The 16,164-nt window shown below is 69.8% G+C and carries 13 protein-coding genes and 2 pseudogenes; 8 read left to right on the top strand and 7 right to left on the bottom strand.

Annotation, left to right across the window (positions count from 1 at the left end; translation table 11 throughout):
- Positions 1 to 53: 53 nt before the first annotated feature.
- Positions 54 to 372, bottom strand: a pseudogene (locus tag CW359_RS45530) (MmyB family transcriptional regulator); the annotation flags it as partial.
- On the opposite strand from CW359_RS45530, the gene CW359_RS46855 reads away from it, so the two are divergent.
- Positions 256 to 546, top strand: a complete 291-nt coding sequence (locus CW359_RS46855; protein ID WP_408647553.1) for a hypothetical protein — start codon at positions 256 to 258, stop codon at positions 544 to 546. The pseudogene CW359_RS45530 and the gene CW359_RS46855 sit on opposite strands and share 117 nt — an antisense overlap.
- A 5-nt stretch (positions 547 to 551) precedes the next feature.
- On the opposite strand, the gene CW359_RS35200 is transcribed toward CW359_RS46855, so the two are convergent.
- From CW359_RS35200 to CW359_RS35175, 6 genes are all read right to left on the bottom strand, one after another.
- Entirely contained in the window at positions 552 to 968 is a 417-nt protein-coding gene (locus CW359_RS35200) for a nuclear transport factor 2 family protein (RefSeq protein ID WP_198655507.1), read from the bottom strand.
- A gap of 2 nt (positions 969 to 970) precedes the next feature.
- The gene (locus CW359_RS35195) at positions 971 to 1,777 is read right to left on the bottom strand and encodes an MBL fold metallo-hydrolase (protein ID WP_105974280.1); all 807 of its coding nucleotides are present in this window, start codon (positions 1,775 to 1,777) and stop codon (positions 971 to 973) included.
- Between the two features lie 54 nt (positions 1,778 to 1,831).
- Positions 1,832 to 2,449 carry a DsbA family protein gene (locus CW359_RS35190; RefSeq protein WP_105974279.1) on the bottom strand — a complete coding sequence of 206 codons (618 nt, stop codon included), beginning with the start codon at positions 2,447 to 2,449 and terminating at the stop codon, positions 1,832 to 1,834.
- 153 nt (positions 2,450 to 2,602) lie between these two features.
- The gene (locus CW359_RS35185) at positions 2,603 to 3,097 is read right to left on the bottom strand and encodes a MarR family winged helix-turn-helix transcriptional regulator (protein WP_105974278.1); all 495 of its coding nucleotides are present in this window, start codon (positions 3,095 to 3,097) and stop codon (positions 2,603 to 2,605) included.
- A gap of 80 nt (positions 3,098 to 3,177) precedes the next feature.
- Positions 3,178 to 4,308 (bottom strand): ABC transporter substrate-binding protein, encoded by a 1,131-nt coding sequence (locus CW359_RS35180; RefSeq protein WP_232838745.1) that lies wholly within the window; start codon positions 4,306 to 4,308, stop codon positions 3,178 to 3,180.
- Positions 4,309 to 4,481: 173 nt separating this feature from the next.
- Complete coding sequence (locus tag CW359_RS35175; protein WP_105974276.1) at positions 4,482 to 5,525, bottom strand: LacI family DNA-binding transcriptional regulator; 1,044 nt, start codon at positions 5,523 to 5,525, stop codon at positions 4,482 to 4,484.
- 336 nt (positions 5,526 to 5,861) lie between these two features.
- Between CW359_RS35175 and CW359_RS35170 the strand changes: the two genes are divergently transcribed.
- The 7 genes and pseudogenes from CW359_RS35170 to CW359_RS46850 all read left to right on the top strand — a co-directional run bounded on the left by CW359_RS35170 (position 5,862) and on the right by CW359_RS46850 (position 16,162).
- The gene (locus CW359_RS35170; RefSeq protein WP_105974275.1) at positions 5,862 to 6,809 is read left to right on the top strand and encodes a carbohydrate ABC transporter permease; all 948 of its coding nucleotides are present in this window, start codon (positions 5,862 to 5,864) and stop codon (positions 6,807 to 6,809) included.
- Positions 6,806 to 7,627 (top strand): carbohydrate ABC transporter permease, encoded by an 822-nt coding sequence (locus CW359_RS35165; RefSeq protein ID WP_105974274.1) that lies wholly within the window; start codon positions 6,806 to 6,808, stop codon positions 7,625 to 7,627. The genes CW359_RS35170 and CW359_RS35165 overlap by 4 nt, the downstream gene beginning before the upstream one ends.
- Positions 7,628 to 7,686: 59 nt before the next feature.
- On the top strand, positions 7,687 to 8,967 hold the full coding sequence (locus CW359_RS35160) for an ABC transporter substrate-binding protein (protein WP_105974316.1): 1,281 nt from the start codon (positions 7,687 to 7,689) through the stop codon (positions 8,965 to 8,967).
- A gap of 104 nt (positions 8,968 to 9,071) precedes the next feature.
- Positions 9,072 to 12,245, top strand: coding sequence for a family 78 glycoside hydrolase catalytic domain (locus CW359_RS35155; protein WP_105974273.1), 3,174 nt, complete (start codon positions 9,072 to 9,074; stop codon positions 12,243 to 12,245).
- Between the two features lie 137 nt (positions 12,246 to 12,382).
- Entirely contained in the window at positions 12,383 to 15,418 is a 3,036-nt protein-coding gene (locus tag CW359_RS35150) for an alpha-L-rhamnosidase (protein WP_105974272.1), read from the top strand.
- A 143-nt stretch (positions 15,419 to 15,561) separates the two neighbouring features.
- Positions 15,562 to 15,945, top strand: a pseudogene (locus CW359_RS47700) (amidohydrolase family protein); the annotation flags it as partial.
- Between the two features lie 79 nt (positions 15,946 to 16,024).
- Positions 16,025 to 16,162, top strand: a complete 138-nt coding sequence (locus CW359_RS46850; protein WP_232838744.1) for a hypothetical protein — start codon at positions 16,025 to 16,027, stop codon at positions 16,160 to 16,162.
- Positions 16,163 to 16,164: the final 2 nt, after the last annotated feature.

The following is a 16,164-nucleotide window of genomic DNA, read 5'->3' as shown; positions in this document are numbered from 1 at the left end:
CGACCGGGCAAGGTGTGCGTGGACATCCCGGCTGAGGTCACGTTCGGCCTTCGCTAGCGACGGTCGGCGGGGCAGACGCCGTCCTGGGCGGCGGTCCAGGAGACGAAGAGGCGCAGGGTTTCTTCGGAGGGCGAGCCGGGTTCGGCGGTGTGGACGAGCAGAGTGAGACCGGGTTCGTCGCCCGTGCTTGAGCCGTGCCAGGCGAGGGGTAGGTCGCCCACGATCAGGTGGTGGAACCGGTTTTACGCCGGTGCCGTGGCAGCGGACGTTGTGGGAGCCCCAGCGGATCCGGAAGGCGTCGCTGAGGGTGGACAGCTCGCCCACCAGGTCGTGGAGGTACTTGCCGCGCGGGTTGCGACCGACCTCGGGACGATGAACTTCGGCAGGCCACCGCAGACGTCTGCGGTGGCCTGCAACCGCACGGACACCCCTGTCGTGCTGTCCGTGCGGTTGTACGACGAGGTGGTGGAACGACTCGACCGCATCCGGCCTGTGCCGGATGCGGTCGAGTCACTCGCGTCCTGGATCGCCGACGCCCGGATCTAACCCCGTCAGCCGGTCATGGCGTCGCGTACGAGGGCTGTGTCGACGAACTGTTCGAAGCGGACGATGAGTCCGCCGCGTACGACGAAGTGGTGCGCGACACGGACGGCGATCGGCTTCCCGGTCGCTTTGTTGGTCGCGGTGTAGCGGGCCAGGACGACGACGTTCTCACCGTCGACGACGTAGGTGTCGTCGTGGGCGGTCCAGCCGTCCCAGTCCTGGCCGAGCTTCTCCATGACGTTGGCGGTGACGCCGTCGGGGGTGCGGTAGGTGCCGGCCAGCGGGAAGCCGGCCATCTCCGTCCACTCCACGTCGGGGGCGAGGGTGGCCCGCAGGGCCTCCAGGTCACCTGCCGCTGAGGCCAGGTACTGGCGGCGTACGACGTCGGCGGGCGCGGTGGAAGTGGCGTAGTCGAACTCGGCCATGGTCAGCCCCACTTCATCTCGCCCTTGGCGACCTTCGCGCCGATCTGGGCGGCGATCAGCATGCCGTTGTCCGGGTAGCGCTTGACCAGTGCCTCGGTGAGCGCGGCGCCGTCGGCCGCCTTGCCCAGCTCCGCCTCGAAGGTGAGGAGGTATTCGCGGGTGGCGGAGATGGCGGTCGCGTCGGCGGCCGTGTCGGGCAGCCGGTGGCCGGGGACGACCAGCTCCGGCTGCAGGGCGGCCATTTCGTCGAGGAGGTCGATCCAGGCGGCGCGGTCGCCGGGGGTGGGGGTGTCGGCGACCCAGACGTGCTCCTGCTGGAAGAGGAGGACGCCGCCGAGGAGGGCCCGGCTCTCGGCCTGCCACAGGTAGTGGCGGTCGGGCAGTGCGGCCGGGCCGCCCTTCAGCTCGAAGCGGTGGCCCTCCAGGGTGAGGTCGCCGGTGAGGGGCGTGAGGTCGACCAGGCGGGTGGGGAGGTTGGCGCCGAGCGCGGCCCACGCCTTGAGCTTGCCCTCGTAGGAGTGCGCGATGTGGTCGATGACGAGCGGGGTGGCGACGAAGGTCGCGTCGGGGAACGCGTCGGCGAGGACTTCGGCGCCGAAGTAGAAGTCGGGGTCGGCGTGGCTGACGAAGACGGTGGTGAGCGTCTTGCCGGAGTCGAGGATCTCGGCGGCGAGGCGGTGGCCGTCGGCGCGGGTGAAGGCGGCGTCGACCAGCAGGGCTTCGGTCTCGCCGGTGACCAGGGTGGCGGTCTTGTTCTTGCTGCCGGCCGGGAAGTCCAGGTCGAGGATCTTGAAGGAGAGGGTGCTCATCGAAGACTCCTTGGGGGTGAGCTGAGCGCGGGGGAGGGGCGGGGACGGGGAGGTTCAGGGGGTGCGGAGGGCCGTGAGCCGCCGGTCGACCTCGTCGGCGGTGGCGTGGCCCCGGGCCAGGACGATGACTTGGTCGCCGTCGACTGCGAGAAGGGTGGGGAATCCGGTGACGCCCAGTGAGGCCGTCCGGCGGAAGTCGGCTTCGGCCGCCACCCGGGCCTCGGGTCCTTCGAACGCGGCGACCACGGCGTCGGCGTCCAGCCCGGCCCGCTCGGCGACCTTCCGGTAGGTGGTGCGGTCGGAGAGGCTGAGGCCGTCGACGTAGAAGGCGTGCTGCAGGGCGACGGCCAGTTCCGCCGCGCGGGACGGCGCGGCCTCGCGCAGGGCGGCGACACCGCGCGCGGCGGCCTTCGAGTCCATGACGAACGAGCCGTCGGCTATCAGCCGGTCGTACGCCTCGCCGAACTCGGCGCCGGTCAGCTCGGCGATCTGGGCGTTCGCGCCCTGGACGTACCCGAACTCACCGATCGGCACCCGGCGCGACCCGGTGAACAATCCGCCGGAGACCACCTCGACCGGAACGTCAGGGTGGCGGGAGACGATCTCGGCCAGGGCTCCGGAGAATCCGTGCGACCAGCCGCAGTAGGCGTCGAAGACGTAGACGAGCTTCATCGAAAACCTCGGCAGAGGGGTGGCGCTCGCCGACTGCGAGCGGTTCATCTGACAGAACAGTAACTGACGTGTCAGATATTTCTGGTCGCTTGTGAGCTGGGACACACCGGCGCGGTCGGCGTCATTACATCAGCGTTGCCGTCGGCCCGCAGGTCAGGGCAGGCGGGGCAGCAGATCCCGGGCCGTGTGGCTGAGGATGCGGAGATCCTCCGCGAACCGCTTCCGGTCGGCTGCGGGCAAGGGGTCCACGAGATACCGCTTGATGTTCTCCAGATGGACCCGGGACGCCCGTACGACCGTCTCCTCGCCCTGTGCGGTCAGGCGGACCAGCCGTCCGCGCCGGTCGTCCGGGTCCTCCGCGCGCTCGACCAGCCCGGCCGCCGCCATGCGGTCCACCAGCCGGGTTGCCCCGCCCGTCGTCAGGACCTGCTCCTGGGCGACGGCCCGCATGGAGAGTCCCGGCTCGCCCGCCCGCCCGAGGATCAGCAGCACCTCGAACATCAGATGACTGATGCCGCACTCCACCTCCAGCGCCCGGCCCAGGATGTACTCCAGCCGGTTCGCCGCCCCCTGCAGCCGGCCGAACGCCAGGATGAGTTCGTGGTCCGCGGCCTGCTTCGCCGTCGTGATCTCCGTCTGCTCGCCCACGGTCGCGCCGCCCCTCAAGTCGTCCGGATGCCACCGTACCGATCTTGCCCGAAGGGGTGACGCGACCGTTTGCGGGGTTGTTACGCGCCGGGGTGCAGGCCGAGCCAGCCGGGGGTCGGGTCGCCCTTGACCTCGCCGAAGTACAGGGCGAAGGTCTGCTTCCAGCGCTCGACCGCGGCTCGGTCGGCCATGAAGCGGGGGAAGCCGTCCACGTTGGCGTTCGGGTACTCCCAGATCGGCTTCAGGCCGGCCGGCGGAGTGACGTCGGTGCGGACGGACCAGCCGTTGAAGGAGCCGTTCTGCATCTCCTTCGACAACTGCCAGTTGAGGAAGAGTTTGGCGGCCGTGGAGTTCTTCGCCTCCTTGAGGACGGCCGTCCGCTGGCCCCAGGCCATGAACGGGTGTCCGGCGCCGATCGCGAACGTCACCGGTGTCGTGCTGACCGCGGACCCCGCGGTACCGACGCCGATCGTCTTCTGCCCGCCGAAGACCGCGTCGCCCGGGGAGTTGCTGCCCCGCGCGAACTGCACGTCCTGGGCGGCGAACTTGGCCACCCACTCCCAGCCGTACTTCCGGGCGTACAGGGTGTAGAGGAAGAGGACCGCGTCGTCGTCGTGCGGGTAGGCCGAGGCGATCTTGCCCTTCCACTTCGGGTCGACCAGGTCGCGCGGGGTGAGCGGCGTCTTCGCGCCGACCGTCGCGGTGTCGTACATGAAGCTGAAGGCGATGGCGCCGGTGGCCACCCACGCGCCCTGCGGATCCTTGAACCTGTCGTAGACCTTGGAGAACCCGGCGGGCTTGTAGTGCAGCAGGCGGCCCTGGTCCTTCCAGCGGTCGAAGTCGTGCAGGGTCTGGAACTGGACGACGTCCGGGACGAGGGTGTCGGTGGCGAACTGGTTGTCGACGCGGACGTCGTGGTACTTGCTGTAGTCGACGATCAGCGTCAGGTCGATGTCCGGGAAGCGGGCCTTGAAGGCCGCCTTCGTCCCGTCCTGCTGGGTGGGGGTGTCGCCGCCGGCGTAGACGACGAGCTTGCCGCCCTCCGCGAGCGCGGCCCGGTACAACTCGTCGAGCGTACGGGTCTCCTCGCGCCCGCCCGAGTGGCGGGAACCCGCCGGCACGGCCGCGGCCGGAACCGCCGAGGCGGCGGACGCGCCGATGCCGAGGGCGGCACCGGTGGCCAGAACATGGCGTCTGCTGAGAATGGGCACGGTGAGGCGACCTCTCTGGGGGGAGTGATGAAGCCCGGTGCCTGGCTCGGCCATGGTCCGTCGGGCGCCCTCATCATTGCCCGGCAGGCGAGGAATAGGCAACGTTTCTCAAGGCCTCGATCCGATGTTCAATCGAACGGTTGAATGCCTCCTACGTCGTTCGGTGCCCCTGCTCATTCCGCAGGTCGCGTCGTGGACCGGCGCGGCACGAGCGTGGGGGAGAGGGTGACCTTGGTCGACGGGCGGCCCCGGTCGGCTATCCGTTCCAGCAGCAGTCGTACGGCGTTCCTGCCCATCTCGCGGCCGGCCTGGTCGACGCTGGTGAGGGAGACGGGGCCGAACGCGGCGAACGTCGTGTTGTCGTAGCCGGCCACCGAGAGGTCGTCGGGAACGGACAGTCCGGCTTCGGCGACCGCTTCGAGCACGCCCATGGCGACGACGTCCGCTCCGGCGAAGACCGCCGTGGGGCGATCGGCGGCGGGGAGGGCCAGCAACTGCCGCGTTCCCTCGTAACCGCCCTGCTGGGTATAGCTGGTGGCGACCACGTTGATCCACTCCTCCAGCCCGTGGGCCCGCATGGCCAGCCGATAGCCGTTGGCGCGGTGGGCGTTGGGCATCTCCATGAGGCGTGTGGGGTCCGTCTCGTGGTGGTCGATGTGGGCGATCCGGCGATGCCCGAGACCGGCGAGGTGGGCGACGACCTGGGCGGCTCCCGCCATGTCGTCGTCGGTCACCGTGTCGTACGCGGGGGAGGTCCCGTGTCTGCCGACGACGACGGTCGGCACCGCGGTGCCGACATGGTCCAGGTGGGCGCGCGGTGACACGGGGGCGACCAGGACGAGGCCGTCCATCCCGCGGTCGAGCATCGCCTCGGTGACGCGGGCCTCCTCCTTCTCCCCGTTGCAGCCGGGCCCCAGGAGAACCTGGTACTCGGTGTCCTTCAGCGAGGCGGTGATGCCGTCGAGGATCTCGGGGAAGAACGGGTTGCGGATGTCGGGCAGCATCACGCCGATGGTGTACGTCTGCCCGCGCAGCCCCCGGGCCCCCGCGTGCGGCCGGAAACCCAGCTCGTCGATCGCGCGGCGCACCTTTTCCTGCATTTCCGGGCTTGCCCCGTAGGCGTTGCGCAGCACCTTGGACACGGAGGTGACGGACACCTGAGCGTGCCGCGCGACGTCGACGATGGTGATCCTGCGGCGTGTTGCTGGCGGCTCCATCCGGTCCTTGCCTTTCGGGGAGTCGTTGGGCAGCCGAGTGTAGGGCGGATTCCGCAGCTCAGGGGGCGGTCCGGAGCGGGCGAGGTGTCTTTCCCGTAACGCGCCCGCAGTGTGTGCGCAACGTCTTGACGTCATGCGGGAGGGCTCCCTATGGTCTGGCCACGCCCTTTAGGAAACGTTACTCAAGACATCTCGGGCTTCCTGTCCGGTGCCGGACTCGGCGCCGTTCCGGGGCGGAACGGGATGCGGAGCCACGGCGGCTCCCCTGTCGGGAGGCGGAATCCGAGGTCCGCTCCGACAGACGTATTGAATCGTTTCAAGAGAGGAGGTTCGCAGGTGACCGTCACCCCGCACAAGCAACTTCCGGACGTCGACCGGCCTCCCGGCGCGGAACCGGCTCCGCGAGGTCGGCGCGAGCGGACCACCCCGCCGTGGTGGTTCGCCCTTCCCGCGATGCTGCTGTTCGCCTTTGTCGTCCTGGTGCCGAGCGTGCGGGGTGTGTACTACGCCTTCACGGACTGGGACGGTCTGTCGCCCGACTTCTCCTTCGTCGGTCTGGACAACTTCTCCGAGATGTTCCGCGACGAGGACGCGAGGCAGGCCGTCTGGCACACCCTGCTGATCGCCGTCTCCATCACGGTCGTACAGAACGCGGTGGGGCTGCTGCTGGCCCTGGGCGTCAACTCGGCCATCAAGTCCCGCAACGTGCTGCGGGTCTTCCTGTTCGCCCCGGCCGTGATCACCCCGATCGTCACCGCCTACCTCTGGCGGAATCTCCTGGGCCCGGACGGAGCGGTCAACAGCCTGCTCGGCGCGGTGGGGCTGAAGGGCCTGCAGCAGGACTGGCTGGGCGATCCGGATCTGGCCCTGTGGTCGGTGGTCGGGGTGATCGTGTGGCAGTTCGCCGGCTACTCCATGGTGATCTTCCTCGCCGGACTGCAGTCGGTCCCCAAGGAGGTCCACGAGGCGGCGTCCATGGACGGCGCAGGCCCCGTACGGCGCTTCTGGTCGGTGACCCGGCCGCTGCTCGCCCCCGCCCTCACCATCAACCTGATGCTGTCGATCATCGGCGGGATCAAACTCTTCGACCAGGTGTTCGCGCTGACCGGCGGCGGGCCCGGACACGCCACCGACACCATCTCGACGCTGATCTACAAGGACGCCTTCACCCTCGGCGAGTTCGGCTACAGCATCGCGCTCGCGGTCGTCCTCACGATCATCGTGGCCGTCGTCTCGACCGGACAGTACCTGGCGCTGTCCCGCAACGAGAGAGCATCGTCATGAACCGCTACCGCCCCCGCACCCTCGCGCTGGAACTGGCGATGATCGCCGCCGCCCTGTTCATGGCCTTCCCGGTGTACGTCCTGGTCAACCTGGCGGTGCGGCCACCGTCGGACACCTCCTCGCCGCTCAGCCCGACGAGTTCGCCCACGCTGGACAACTTCACGCAGGCCTGGCAGAAGGGCGGCCTCGGCGGGGCACTGGGCAACAGCGTGCTGGTGACGGTGTGCAGTGTCGTCGTCGTACTCACCGTGTCGTCGCTCGCGGCGTACCCGCTGGCCCGCGTCGCGACCAACTGGTCCCGGAGGGCGTATCTGACCTTCCTCCTCGGCCTGGTCCTGCCCTTCCAGCTCGCCTCCCTTCCTCTGTACCAGACCCTGCGCGACCTGGACCTGCTCGGCACCCCCTGGGCGCTGGTCCTGTTCTACTCGGGCCTGCAGGTGCCGTTCACCGTCTTCCTCTATGTCGGTTTCCTGCGTGCCCTGCCGCGTGACTTCGAGGACGCCGCGATGATCGACGGCTGCACCCCGCTGCAGGGTTTCCGGTACGTGGTCCTGCCCATGCTCAAGCCGGTCACGGTGACCGTCCTGGTCCTCAACGCGGTCGCCATCTGGAACGACTTCTTCACCCCACTGCTGTACCTCAGCGGCAGCGACCGGCAGACCCTGCCGGTCGCGATCTCGGGCTTCGTCGGCCAGTACGTCACCGACTGGAACCTCATCTTCGCCGCACTGGTGATCAGCATCCTGCCCGTCCTGCTCGTCTACTTCCTGCTGCAGCGCAGCATCATCAACGGCTTCGCGGGAGGGCTGCGCGGATGAAGGCCGACAACACCCGACCGACCCTCACACACCGTGGCACTTTCCCCGAGGGGGGCATCATGAAGACACGTACACTCCCGGTCCTGATCGCGGCGGCGACCTCCGTGGCCGTGCTCGCCGCGTGCAGCGGCGGCACCAACGCGGGCTCCGACAGCCCGGGCGGCGGCGGTGGTGGTTCGCAGACACTGACGCTCGCGTCGCAGGACCAGGGCTCCATCGAGGACGTCGTCAAGGCGTTCGAGAAGGCCAACCCGGGCGTCAAGGTCAAGTACACCGTCAGCGGCGCCGACCAGTACCAGCCGCAGATCCGCACCCAGCTCGCCTCGGGCACGGCACCCGACGTGATGTCGGTCTGGCCCGGCAACGGCAACCCGGCGGCCACCTACGTGCTCGCGAAGCCCGGCTATCTGCGCGACCTCTCGGACCAGCCCTGGGTGAACAAGCTGCCCGCCTCGGTCAAGAGCCTGACCGAGTACGACGGCAAGTCCTACACGGCGCTGTTCGGACTCAACGGCATCGGCGCCGTCTACAACCAGGAGGCCCTGACGAAGGCCGGCCTCACCCCGCCGGACACCTGGACGCAGCTGCTGGACTTCTGCAAGGCCGCGAAGGCCAAGGGAACCCCGGCCTTCGCGCTCGGCAACCAGGACAACTGGGTCACCCAGCTGGTGCTCTACTCGCTGGTCGCCACGACCGTCTACGGCGACGACCCCGACTTCGACAAGCAGATGCAGGCCGGCCAGGCCACCTTCGCGAAGTCGCCGTGGACCACGGCCCTGGACAAGTACCTGACGATGGAGAAGACCGGCTGCTTCCAGAAGAACCCTCTGGGCACCAGCTACGAGGCGAGCCAGACACTCGCCGCCACCGGCAAGACCCTCGGCATCGTGCAGGGCAACTGGGTGATCGCCCTGCTCAAGGAGAAGAACCCGAAGGGCACGTTCACGCTCAAGGCACTGCCCGCCACCGACGACCCGGCCAAGACCCTCATCCCGGCCGCGGCGGGCGCCGGCTACGCCGTCAACGCCAAGGCGAAGAACCCGGAACTGGCCCTGAAGTTCGTGAACTTCGTGATGTCGCCCGAGGGCATGAACACCTTCGTGAAGAAGCAGGGAAGCCTGCCCACCCTGTCCGACACGGGCCTGGCGGCCGACCCGTCGCTCGCCGAACTGACCAAGTTCATCGGGTCGGACCGCACGGTGCCGTTCATGGACCAGCTCTGGCCCAACCCGAAGGTCCAGGCGACCATGCTCAGCGGTCTCCAGGAGATCTTCAGCGGGCAGTCCACGCCCGGGAAGCTCCTCGACGAGATGGACGCCGAGTACAAGTCGGGGAACTGACCGACGCGCCCCGGATCGCCGCCGGCCGCCATCAGCGGACGGCGGCAATTTCCGGCCCGTGTTTGAAACGTTCAAAGCAAGGCCGTACGAATCGGAGGAATGGCATGTCCGACATCCCGAGCGGGGCGCTCAGCCGGAGACAGGTGGTCGGCACCGTGGCCGCATCGGCGGCGGGCCTGGCCGTGCCCGTGCTCCCTGCGCAGGCCGCCCACGCCGGCGAGGCGAGCGGCGGATGGACGGCGAGGGTCACCGGACTGGCCGTCGACGGCCGGGAGGACAGCCCGCTCGGCGTCGACGACCCCGCCCCGCGACTGAGTTGGCGGGTGACGGGAGCGGACCCGGGCTGGATCCAGGCCGCCTACCGGATTCGCGCCGCGCGCACCGAGGACGATGTCGAGCGGGGCCGCCGACTGCTCTGGGACAGCGGCAAGGTTCATTCCTCGGCCCAGACCGACATCGCATGGCACGGTCCCGCACCGGCCTCGCGCGACCGGGTGGTCTGGCAGGTGCGGGCGTGGAGCAGCGACGGCGACGCGACCCCCTGGAGCTGCCCGGCCTCCTGGGAGATGGGTCTCCTCAAGCCCTCCGAATGGGGCGAGGCCCGCTGGATCGAGCACCCGGGCCGCACCGTCGACCAGCCGTTGCCCGTGTTCGCCAGAGCTTTTCGGGTGGACGGGCGCGGCGGAAAGGTCGCCAGGGCGAGGCTGTACCTGTCGGGCGTGGGACTCCATGTGGCCCGGCTCAACGGCGAGCCCGTCACCGGCGAGGTGCTCGCCCCGGGCAACTCCAACTACCAGCTCTCCACCGAGTACCGGGCCTACGACGTCACCCACCTCGTCCGCCCCGGCGACAACACCCTGGGAGTCGAACTGGGCCACGGCACGGCCCTCGTGACCCGGTCCGTCACGAATCCCGCGACCGGCCGCACGGCTCCGTACAGCTGGTGGCAGAGCCAGTTCAAGGGCACCGGCGCCCTCGCCGCGCCCGCCGCCCAGGGTGCCACCGTCGTCAAGGTGAGCAGCGTGGCGAACTACCACGTCGGCGGCACCGTCAACATCGACACAGGCGACGGCGGCGGGCGGCTGGAGTCCCGCGCCATCACCTCGATCGGCACCTCGGGCGCCGACGGCACCGGCATCACCTTCGAACCCGGGCTCTCCCACAGGCACGAGAGCGGCGCCGCCGTCACCGGCTCCGGCAACTCCCTCGCGAGCACCGATCCGAGCGCGGGCGCCGCCGTGACCCCACGGCTCATCGCCCGCCTGGAACTGACCAAGGCCGACGGTACGGTCGAGACGGTCGTCAGCGACCGCTCGTGGCGCACGGCGCTCGGCCCGACCACCACCGCCAACTGGTACTCGGGCTCCGACTACGACGCCCGGCGCGAACAGTCCGCCTGGACCGCCCCCGGCGCGGACCTCGGCGCGTCGGCGAAACGGCGCGACGGTACGGCCATGGGCTGGGCCGGAGCGGGGATCGCGCCGCCGCCCAACCTGACCACCGAGCTGGTCTGGCGCGTGGCCGAGCCGCTCAAGGTCGTCGACAGGCTCCGCCCGGTCGGCATCACACAGCCCCGACCCGGCGTGTGGGTCTTCGACTTCGGCCAGAACTTCGCCGGCTGGCCACAGCTCGAACTCGACGGCCCGCTCCCGGCCGGCACCACCGTCAGACTGACTCCCGCCGAGTCGCTGAACGCCGACGGCACCGTCAACCAGGCGTCGATCATGGGCGGTGGCGCGGCACGCGGCACCGACGTGTTCGCCTCGTACACGACCTACGGCGACCGGAAGGGCGAGCGCTGGCACCCGCAGTTCCACTACTTCGGCATGCAGTGGGTCCAGGTCACCGGCCTGCCCGAGGGCTACGCCGTGAGCCGGGACACGGTGACGGGTCTCCAGATCCACGCCGACGTGCCGGACGCAGGCTCCGTGCGCACCTCCGACGAGCGGATCAACCGCGTTCACCGCATGGCCCGTTACTCGACCATGAGCAACGTCATGTCGACCTTCACGGACTGCCCAGGCCGCGAGAAGCTCGCCTACCCCGCCGACTACGTCCAGCCCTTCGGCTCCATCCACCGCACCTTCGGCTACGCGGCCTACCTGCGGACCATGCAACGCCACCTGGCCGAGGGCCAGTCCAGGGCCGGCGCGGACATCGGCAACGTGGCGCTCAAGGCCCCGGTGTACGACTGGGGGTACACCGGCCGGTTCGGCGACGAGATCAACTGGGGAAACGGCATCGTCCTCGTGCCCTGGCTGCTGTACGAGACGTACGGCGACACCCAGACGATGAGCCGCTACTACCCGCAGATGCAGGCCTTCCTCACCTACATACGAACGCGGAAGGCCGGCACCGGCGCGGACGCCTACCTCGTCAACGCGGCCCTCGCCGACTGGATCGCCAGCGAGAACACCTCGGGCCGCATCACCGGAACCTGGGGCTACCACCAGATCGCCGACCGCATGGCGAGGATGGCGGCCCTGCTCGGCCGCGACGCCGACGCGGCGGAGTACCGGAGCCTCGCGGCCAACATCAAGGACGCGTTCAACGACGCCTTCTACAACACGGCGCTCGCCCGCTACACCGCCGAGGGCGACCGGGGCACGGCCGGGGCGACCCAGGCCGCGCAGGCGCTCGCGCTGGACGAGGGCCTGGTCCCGGACGGCGAACGGGGGGAGGTCGTCGACGCGCTCGTCGAACTCGTCCACGCCCACCGGCCGTTCGGGGGCGGCCCGCACTTCAGCGGCGGCACCATCGGCCTCGCCCCGATCGTCCGGGCCCTGCACGAGGGCGGCCGTGACGACGTCCTGTGGGAGGTCCTCCAGGAGGACACCCGCCCGAGCTACGGCTACTTCATGGCACCCACCACCGCCAATCCCGGCGGCCTGACGACCATCCCCGAACAGTGGGACATGGGCAACTCCAAGAACCACATGATCCTGCTGCAGATCGAGGAGTGGTTCCACAGCGGCCTGGTCGGCATCCGCCAGGCACGCGGCAAGGCCGGCTACCGCGAGCTGGTGATCGACCCCCGCCCGGTCGGCGACCTCACCCGTGCCGAGGGCAGTTACCGCACACCGTACGGCGTGGTCCGTGCGCGGTGGACCCGGGCCGACGGCAGGTTCCGGCTGCGCGTGGAGCTTCCCGCCAACACCACGGCGGAGATCCGGCTGCCCACCGGCGGCGGTGCCACCCATGTCGTGGGCTCCGGGCAGCACACGTTCACCACGCACGATCCCCTGACCGCCCGACGAACCGAAGGGACCGAGGCGTGAGCCACGAGGTGCACAACGCGGACGATGCCGACCGCGACGTCAGCGGGGAAACCCCACCCCCCGGACATGGAACACCATTTCGCCGCCGGACCGTGCTGGCGGCAACAGCCGTCGCCTTGTCGACAGGAGCAAGTGCCATGGCAGACGGAACGAGCGCGGCGGCGGCAGGATCTCCCCGCCCGCACGGAGCCCCCGTGGGCGGGCTGACCGTGGAGCACCGCACCGATCCCCTCGGCGTGGACGCGGCCCGCCCGCGCTTCGGGTGGCGGACCAGGTCCGCCACCCGGGGCTGGAGCCAGGGGGCGTACCAGATCCTCGTCGCGAGTTCCCCGGACCGACTGACGGGCGCCCGCGCGGACGTCTGGAACAGCGGGCGTGTCCGCTCCGCCGACTCGGTGGCGGTGCGCTGTGCGGGCAAGTCCCTTGCCCCGTCGACCCGTTACTACTGGACTGTCACCGTGTGGGACGCCGAGGGGCACATCGCGGGTACCGCTCCCGCCGCGCACTTCGAGACCGGCCTCCTGAGCACCGACGGTGTGACCGGGTGGGACGGGGCCCAGTGGATCGGGATGAAGGGAAAGACGCCCGACTCGGCCGGTGCACCGATGCTTCGCAAGCAGGCGACTCTGAGGAAGCGGGTCAGCGAGGCCCGGCTGTACGTCTCGGCCCTCGGCGTGTACGAGGCCTTCGTCAGCGGCCGTCGGGTGACCGTGCCCCAGGACGGCGGGACCACGACCGAACTGCTGCCCCCGGGCTCGACGAACTACGACGCGCGCGTCAACTACATGACGTACGACGTCACCGACCTGGTCACGCGGAAGCCGGACGTCACCCTCGCGGTCGTCCTGGGCAACGGCTGGTACAACGGCCGTATCTCCGAGGGCAGTACGTACTATTCGGCGGACGGCAACGCCCTGGCGGTCAAGGCCAAGCTGCTGATCCGGTACGCCGACGGCACGTCGAAGACGGTCGTCACCAGCCCGGACGGCGGCTGGAAGGCAACGGACACCGGTCCCTACCGCGCCGACGACATCTACGACGGCCAGACCTACGACGCCCGCCGGGAACTGCCGGGCTGGACGGCACCCGGATTCGACGACTCCGGCTGGTCGGACGTGGAGCGCGTCGCCTTCGACGAACGGTTCCCGGAGGCCCGGCTTCTCGCCTACCCGGGCGAGACCGCGCGCTTCATGCACCGCTGGGACCGGCAACCGCAGTCGATCACGGTCGCCACGGGAGTGACCGGACAGGACGGCAGCCCCCACGGCAGGGGACGCATCGTCGTGGACCCCGCCCGGACGGTGACCGACCCGGCGAAGGCGGCCACCGCCCCGGTCACGATCGGCGTGGGCGAGACCGCCGTCTTCGACCTGGGCCAGAACATGGTCGGCGTGGCCCGCTACAGCCTGCGCGGCCCGGCCGGAGCCAGGGTCGAGTTCCGGTTCGGCGAGATGCTCAACGACGACAGCGCCGGCGCGGACGGCCCCGAGGGCTCCCTCTACCGGGCCAACCTCCGCAGCGCCAAGGCCACCAGCGCCTACCTCCTCAAGGGCGACCCGCAGGGGGAGACCCACCAGGACTCCCTCACTTTCTACGGCTTCCGGTACGTCTCCGTCACCGCGTCGGAGACCGTCACCATCACCCGGCTCACGGGCAGGGTCGCCACGTCCGCGATCCGCGAGACCGGGACCGTCACCACCGACGATCCCGACATCAACCAGCTGGCGAGCAACATCCGTTGGGGCCAGCGAGGCAACTACTTCTGGGTGCCCACCGACTGCCCCCAGCGCGACGAACGCCTCGGCTGGACCGGCGACACCCAGGTCTTCGCCACGACCGGCCTCTACAACGCGGACGCCGGTGTCTTCCTCAGCCACTTCCAGGACACCGTCGTCGGCTCCCAGACCATCTACGGGACGGACAAGGCGCAGTTCACCGGCGTCGCCCCGACGGGACGGTACAACTTCCCCGGCGGCGGCAGCGGTTGGGCCGACGCCGGGGTCATCGTGCCGTGGACCGTGTGGCAGATGACCGGGGACGCGACCGTCGTCGAGGACAACTGGCCAGCGATGAACCGCTACTTGGACTGGATTCAGGACCAGACCGGCGACACCTGTGCCGGCCAGGGCTCCCTCACCGGTGACTGGCTGGGACCGCAGAAGACCAGCGCCCAGCTGATGAGCGACGTCTACTACGGCTACAGCACCCGCCTGATGGCACAGATGGCCCGCGCGACTGGCAAGGCGGCGGAGGCAGCGGCGTACGAGCGGCTCTTCGCACGCATCAGGCAGGCGTTCATCACCAAGTACCTGAGCACGGAGAACAACACGGTCACCGTCAGGTCCAGCCTCGGCGACGCCTCCCCGATCGAACCGGGATCCGACCCGAACCAGAAGACGGAGGACAACAGCCAGACAGCGCTGCTCTGGGTCCTCAAACTCGGCTTCTACGAGACGCAGGCACAGCGCCGGGCACTCGTCGGTCATCTCGCCGACAACATCGGCAACGACGACGCCTACAAGGCCGCGCACCCGGACAGCATCCGGGTCCGGTACGCCGAGAACACCCTGTCCGTCGGCTTCCTCGGCGTCAACGTCCTCGCCCCCCTGCTCACCGACGAGGGCCGCGCGGACCTGGCGTACAAGCTGCTGCACCAGGACGCGCTGCCGTCCTGGCTGTTCTCGGTGAGGAACGGCGCGACGACGGTCTGGGAGCGCTGGAACTCGTACTCGGAGGAGGACGGGTTCGGGCCGGTCGGCATGAACTCGTTCAACCACTACGCCTACGGCGCGATCATGGAGTGGATGTACGCCTACATGGGCGGCATCGCCCGCGACCCGGAGAGCCCCGGCTTCAAGCACTTCCTGCTCCAGCCCCACCTCGATCCCACGGGCGGGATCACCCGGGTCTCGGCGGCGTACGAGTCGCCGTTCGGGGAGATCAGGAGCGAGTGGCGGGTCGAGGACGCGGGCAGGTTCCTCGTCTACGACGTGGTGGTACCGGCGAACAGCGAGGCGACCCTGCGCATTCCGGCCGTGTCGGCCGATTCGGTCCGCGAAGGACGTGCCCCGTTGGCGCGTGCCGAGGGCGTGAGCGCCGTCGGTCACGCCGACGGCGTGTACACCTGTCGGTTGACTTCCGGCCGGTACCGCGTGACCGCCCGGCTGAAGTGAGCGCTCGGCAAACGCAGGACCGATCACGAAGCGCGTCCGGCGTACGGCGAAGCCGTGAACCCGGCAGTTCGCCGCTGCGCCGGGCGATCTCACGGACGTCGGCGGCGCCGCCGTACTCGGCGAAGACGGTGCCGGCCGCCTCCATGATCGCGGCGCGATCGCGCTCGGAGTCGGCGCGGCGGCCACGCTGGGCGGGCTGTCCGGGGGCGGGGGCGGACTGTTCGGCGAGGGCCATCCGTTCCGATACGCCACCTACGACACGTTCATCAGCCGTATCCTCCCCGTCCTGGAACAGGTCGACCGGGAGATCTCCTTCGACGGACTGCGCTGGGTCCTCGACCACGCCGAGGACATCACGCCCCGCAACATCGACCGGTACGGACGGCACCCGGCTGGCGAACTACAACCCCTGGGTCTCCCTGAGCTGGATGGTCACCGGCAGGACGGTCGGCGGCGGCACGCGGATCCTGGGCGAGGGGAGGCGTCTCGACCGCGTGGAGGCTCTGCGCCGCTACACCGTGGGCGGGGCGTGGTTCTCGCACGTGGTTCTCGCACGAGTAGGACACGAAGGGCTCGCTGGAACCCGGCCGGTTCGCCTACCTCGCCGTGCTGTCCGAGGACTACTTCAGCGTCCCCGAGGACGAGATCTCCGCGCTGGAGTCCGTCCTGACTCTGACGGGCGGACGCGTCGTGCACGCCTCCGGACCTTACGCGAGCACCTGGATCCGCCACGGACGCCGGTGACG

Source organism: Streptomyces geranii, from assembly GCF_002954775.1.
Lineage (GTDB): Bacteria > Actinomycetota > Actinomycetes > Streptomycetales > Streptomycetaceae > Streptomyces > Streptomyces geranii.
This window is presented reverse-complemented; position numbering and strand designations above follow the sequence as displayed.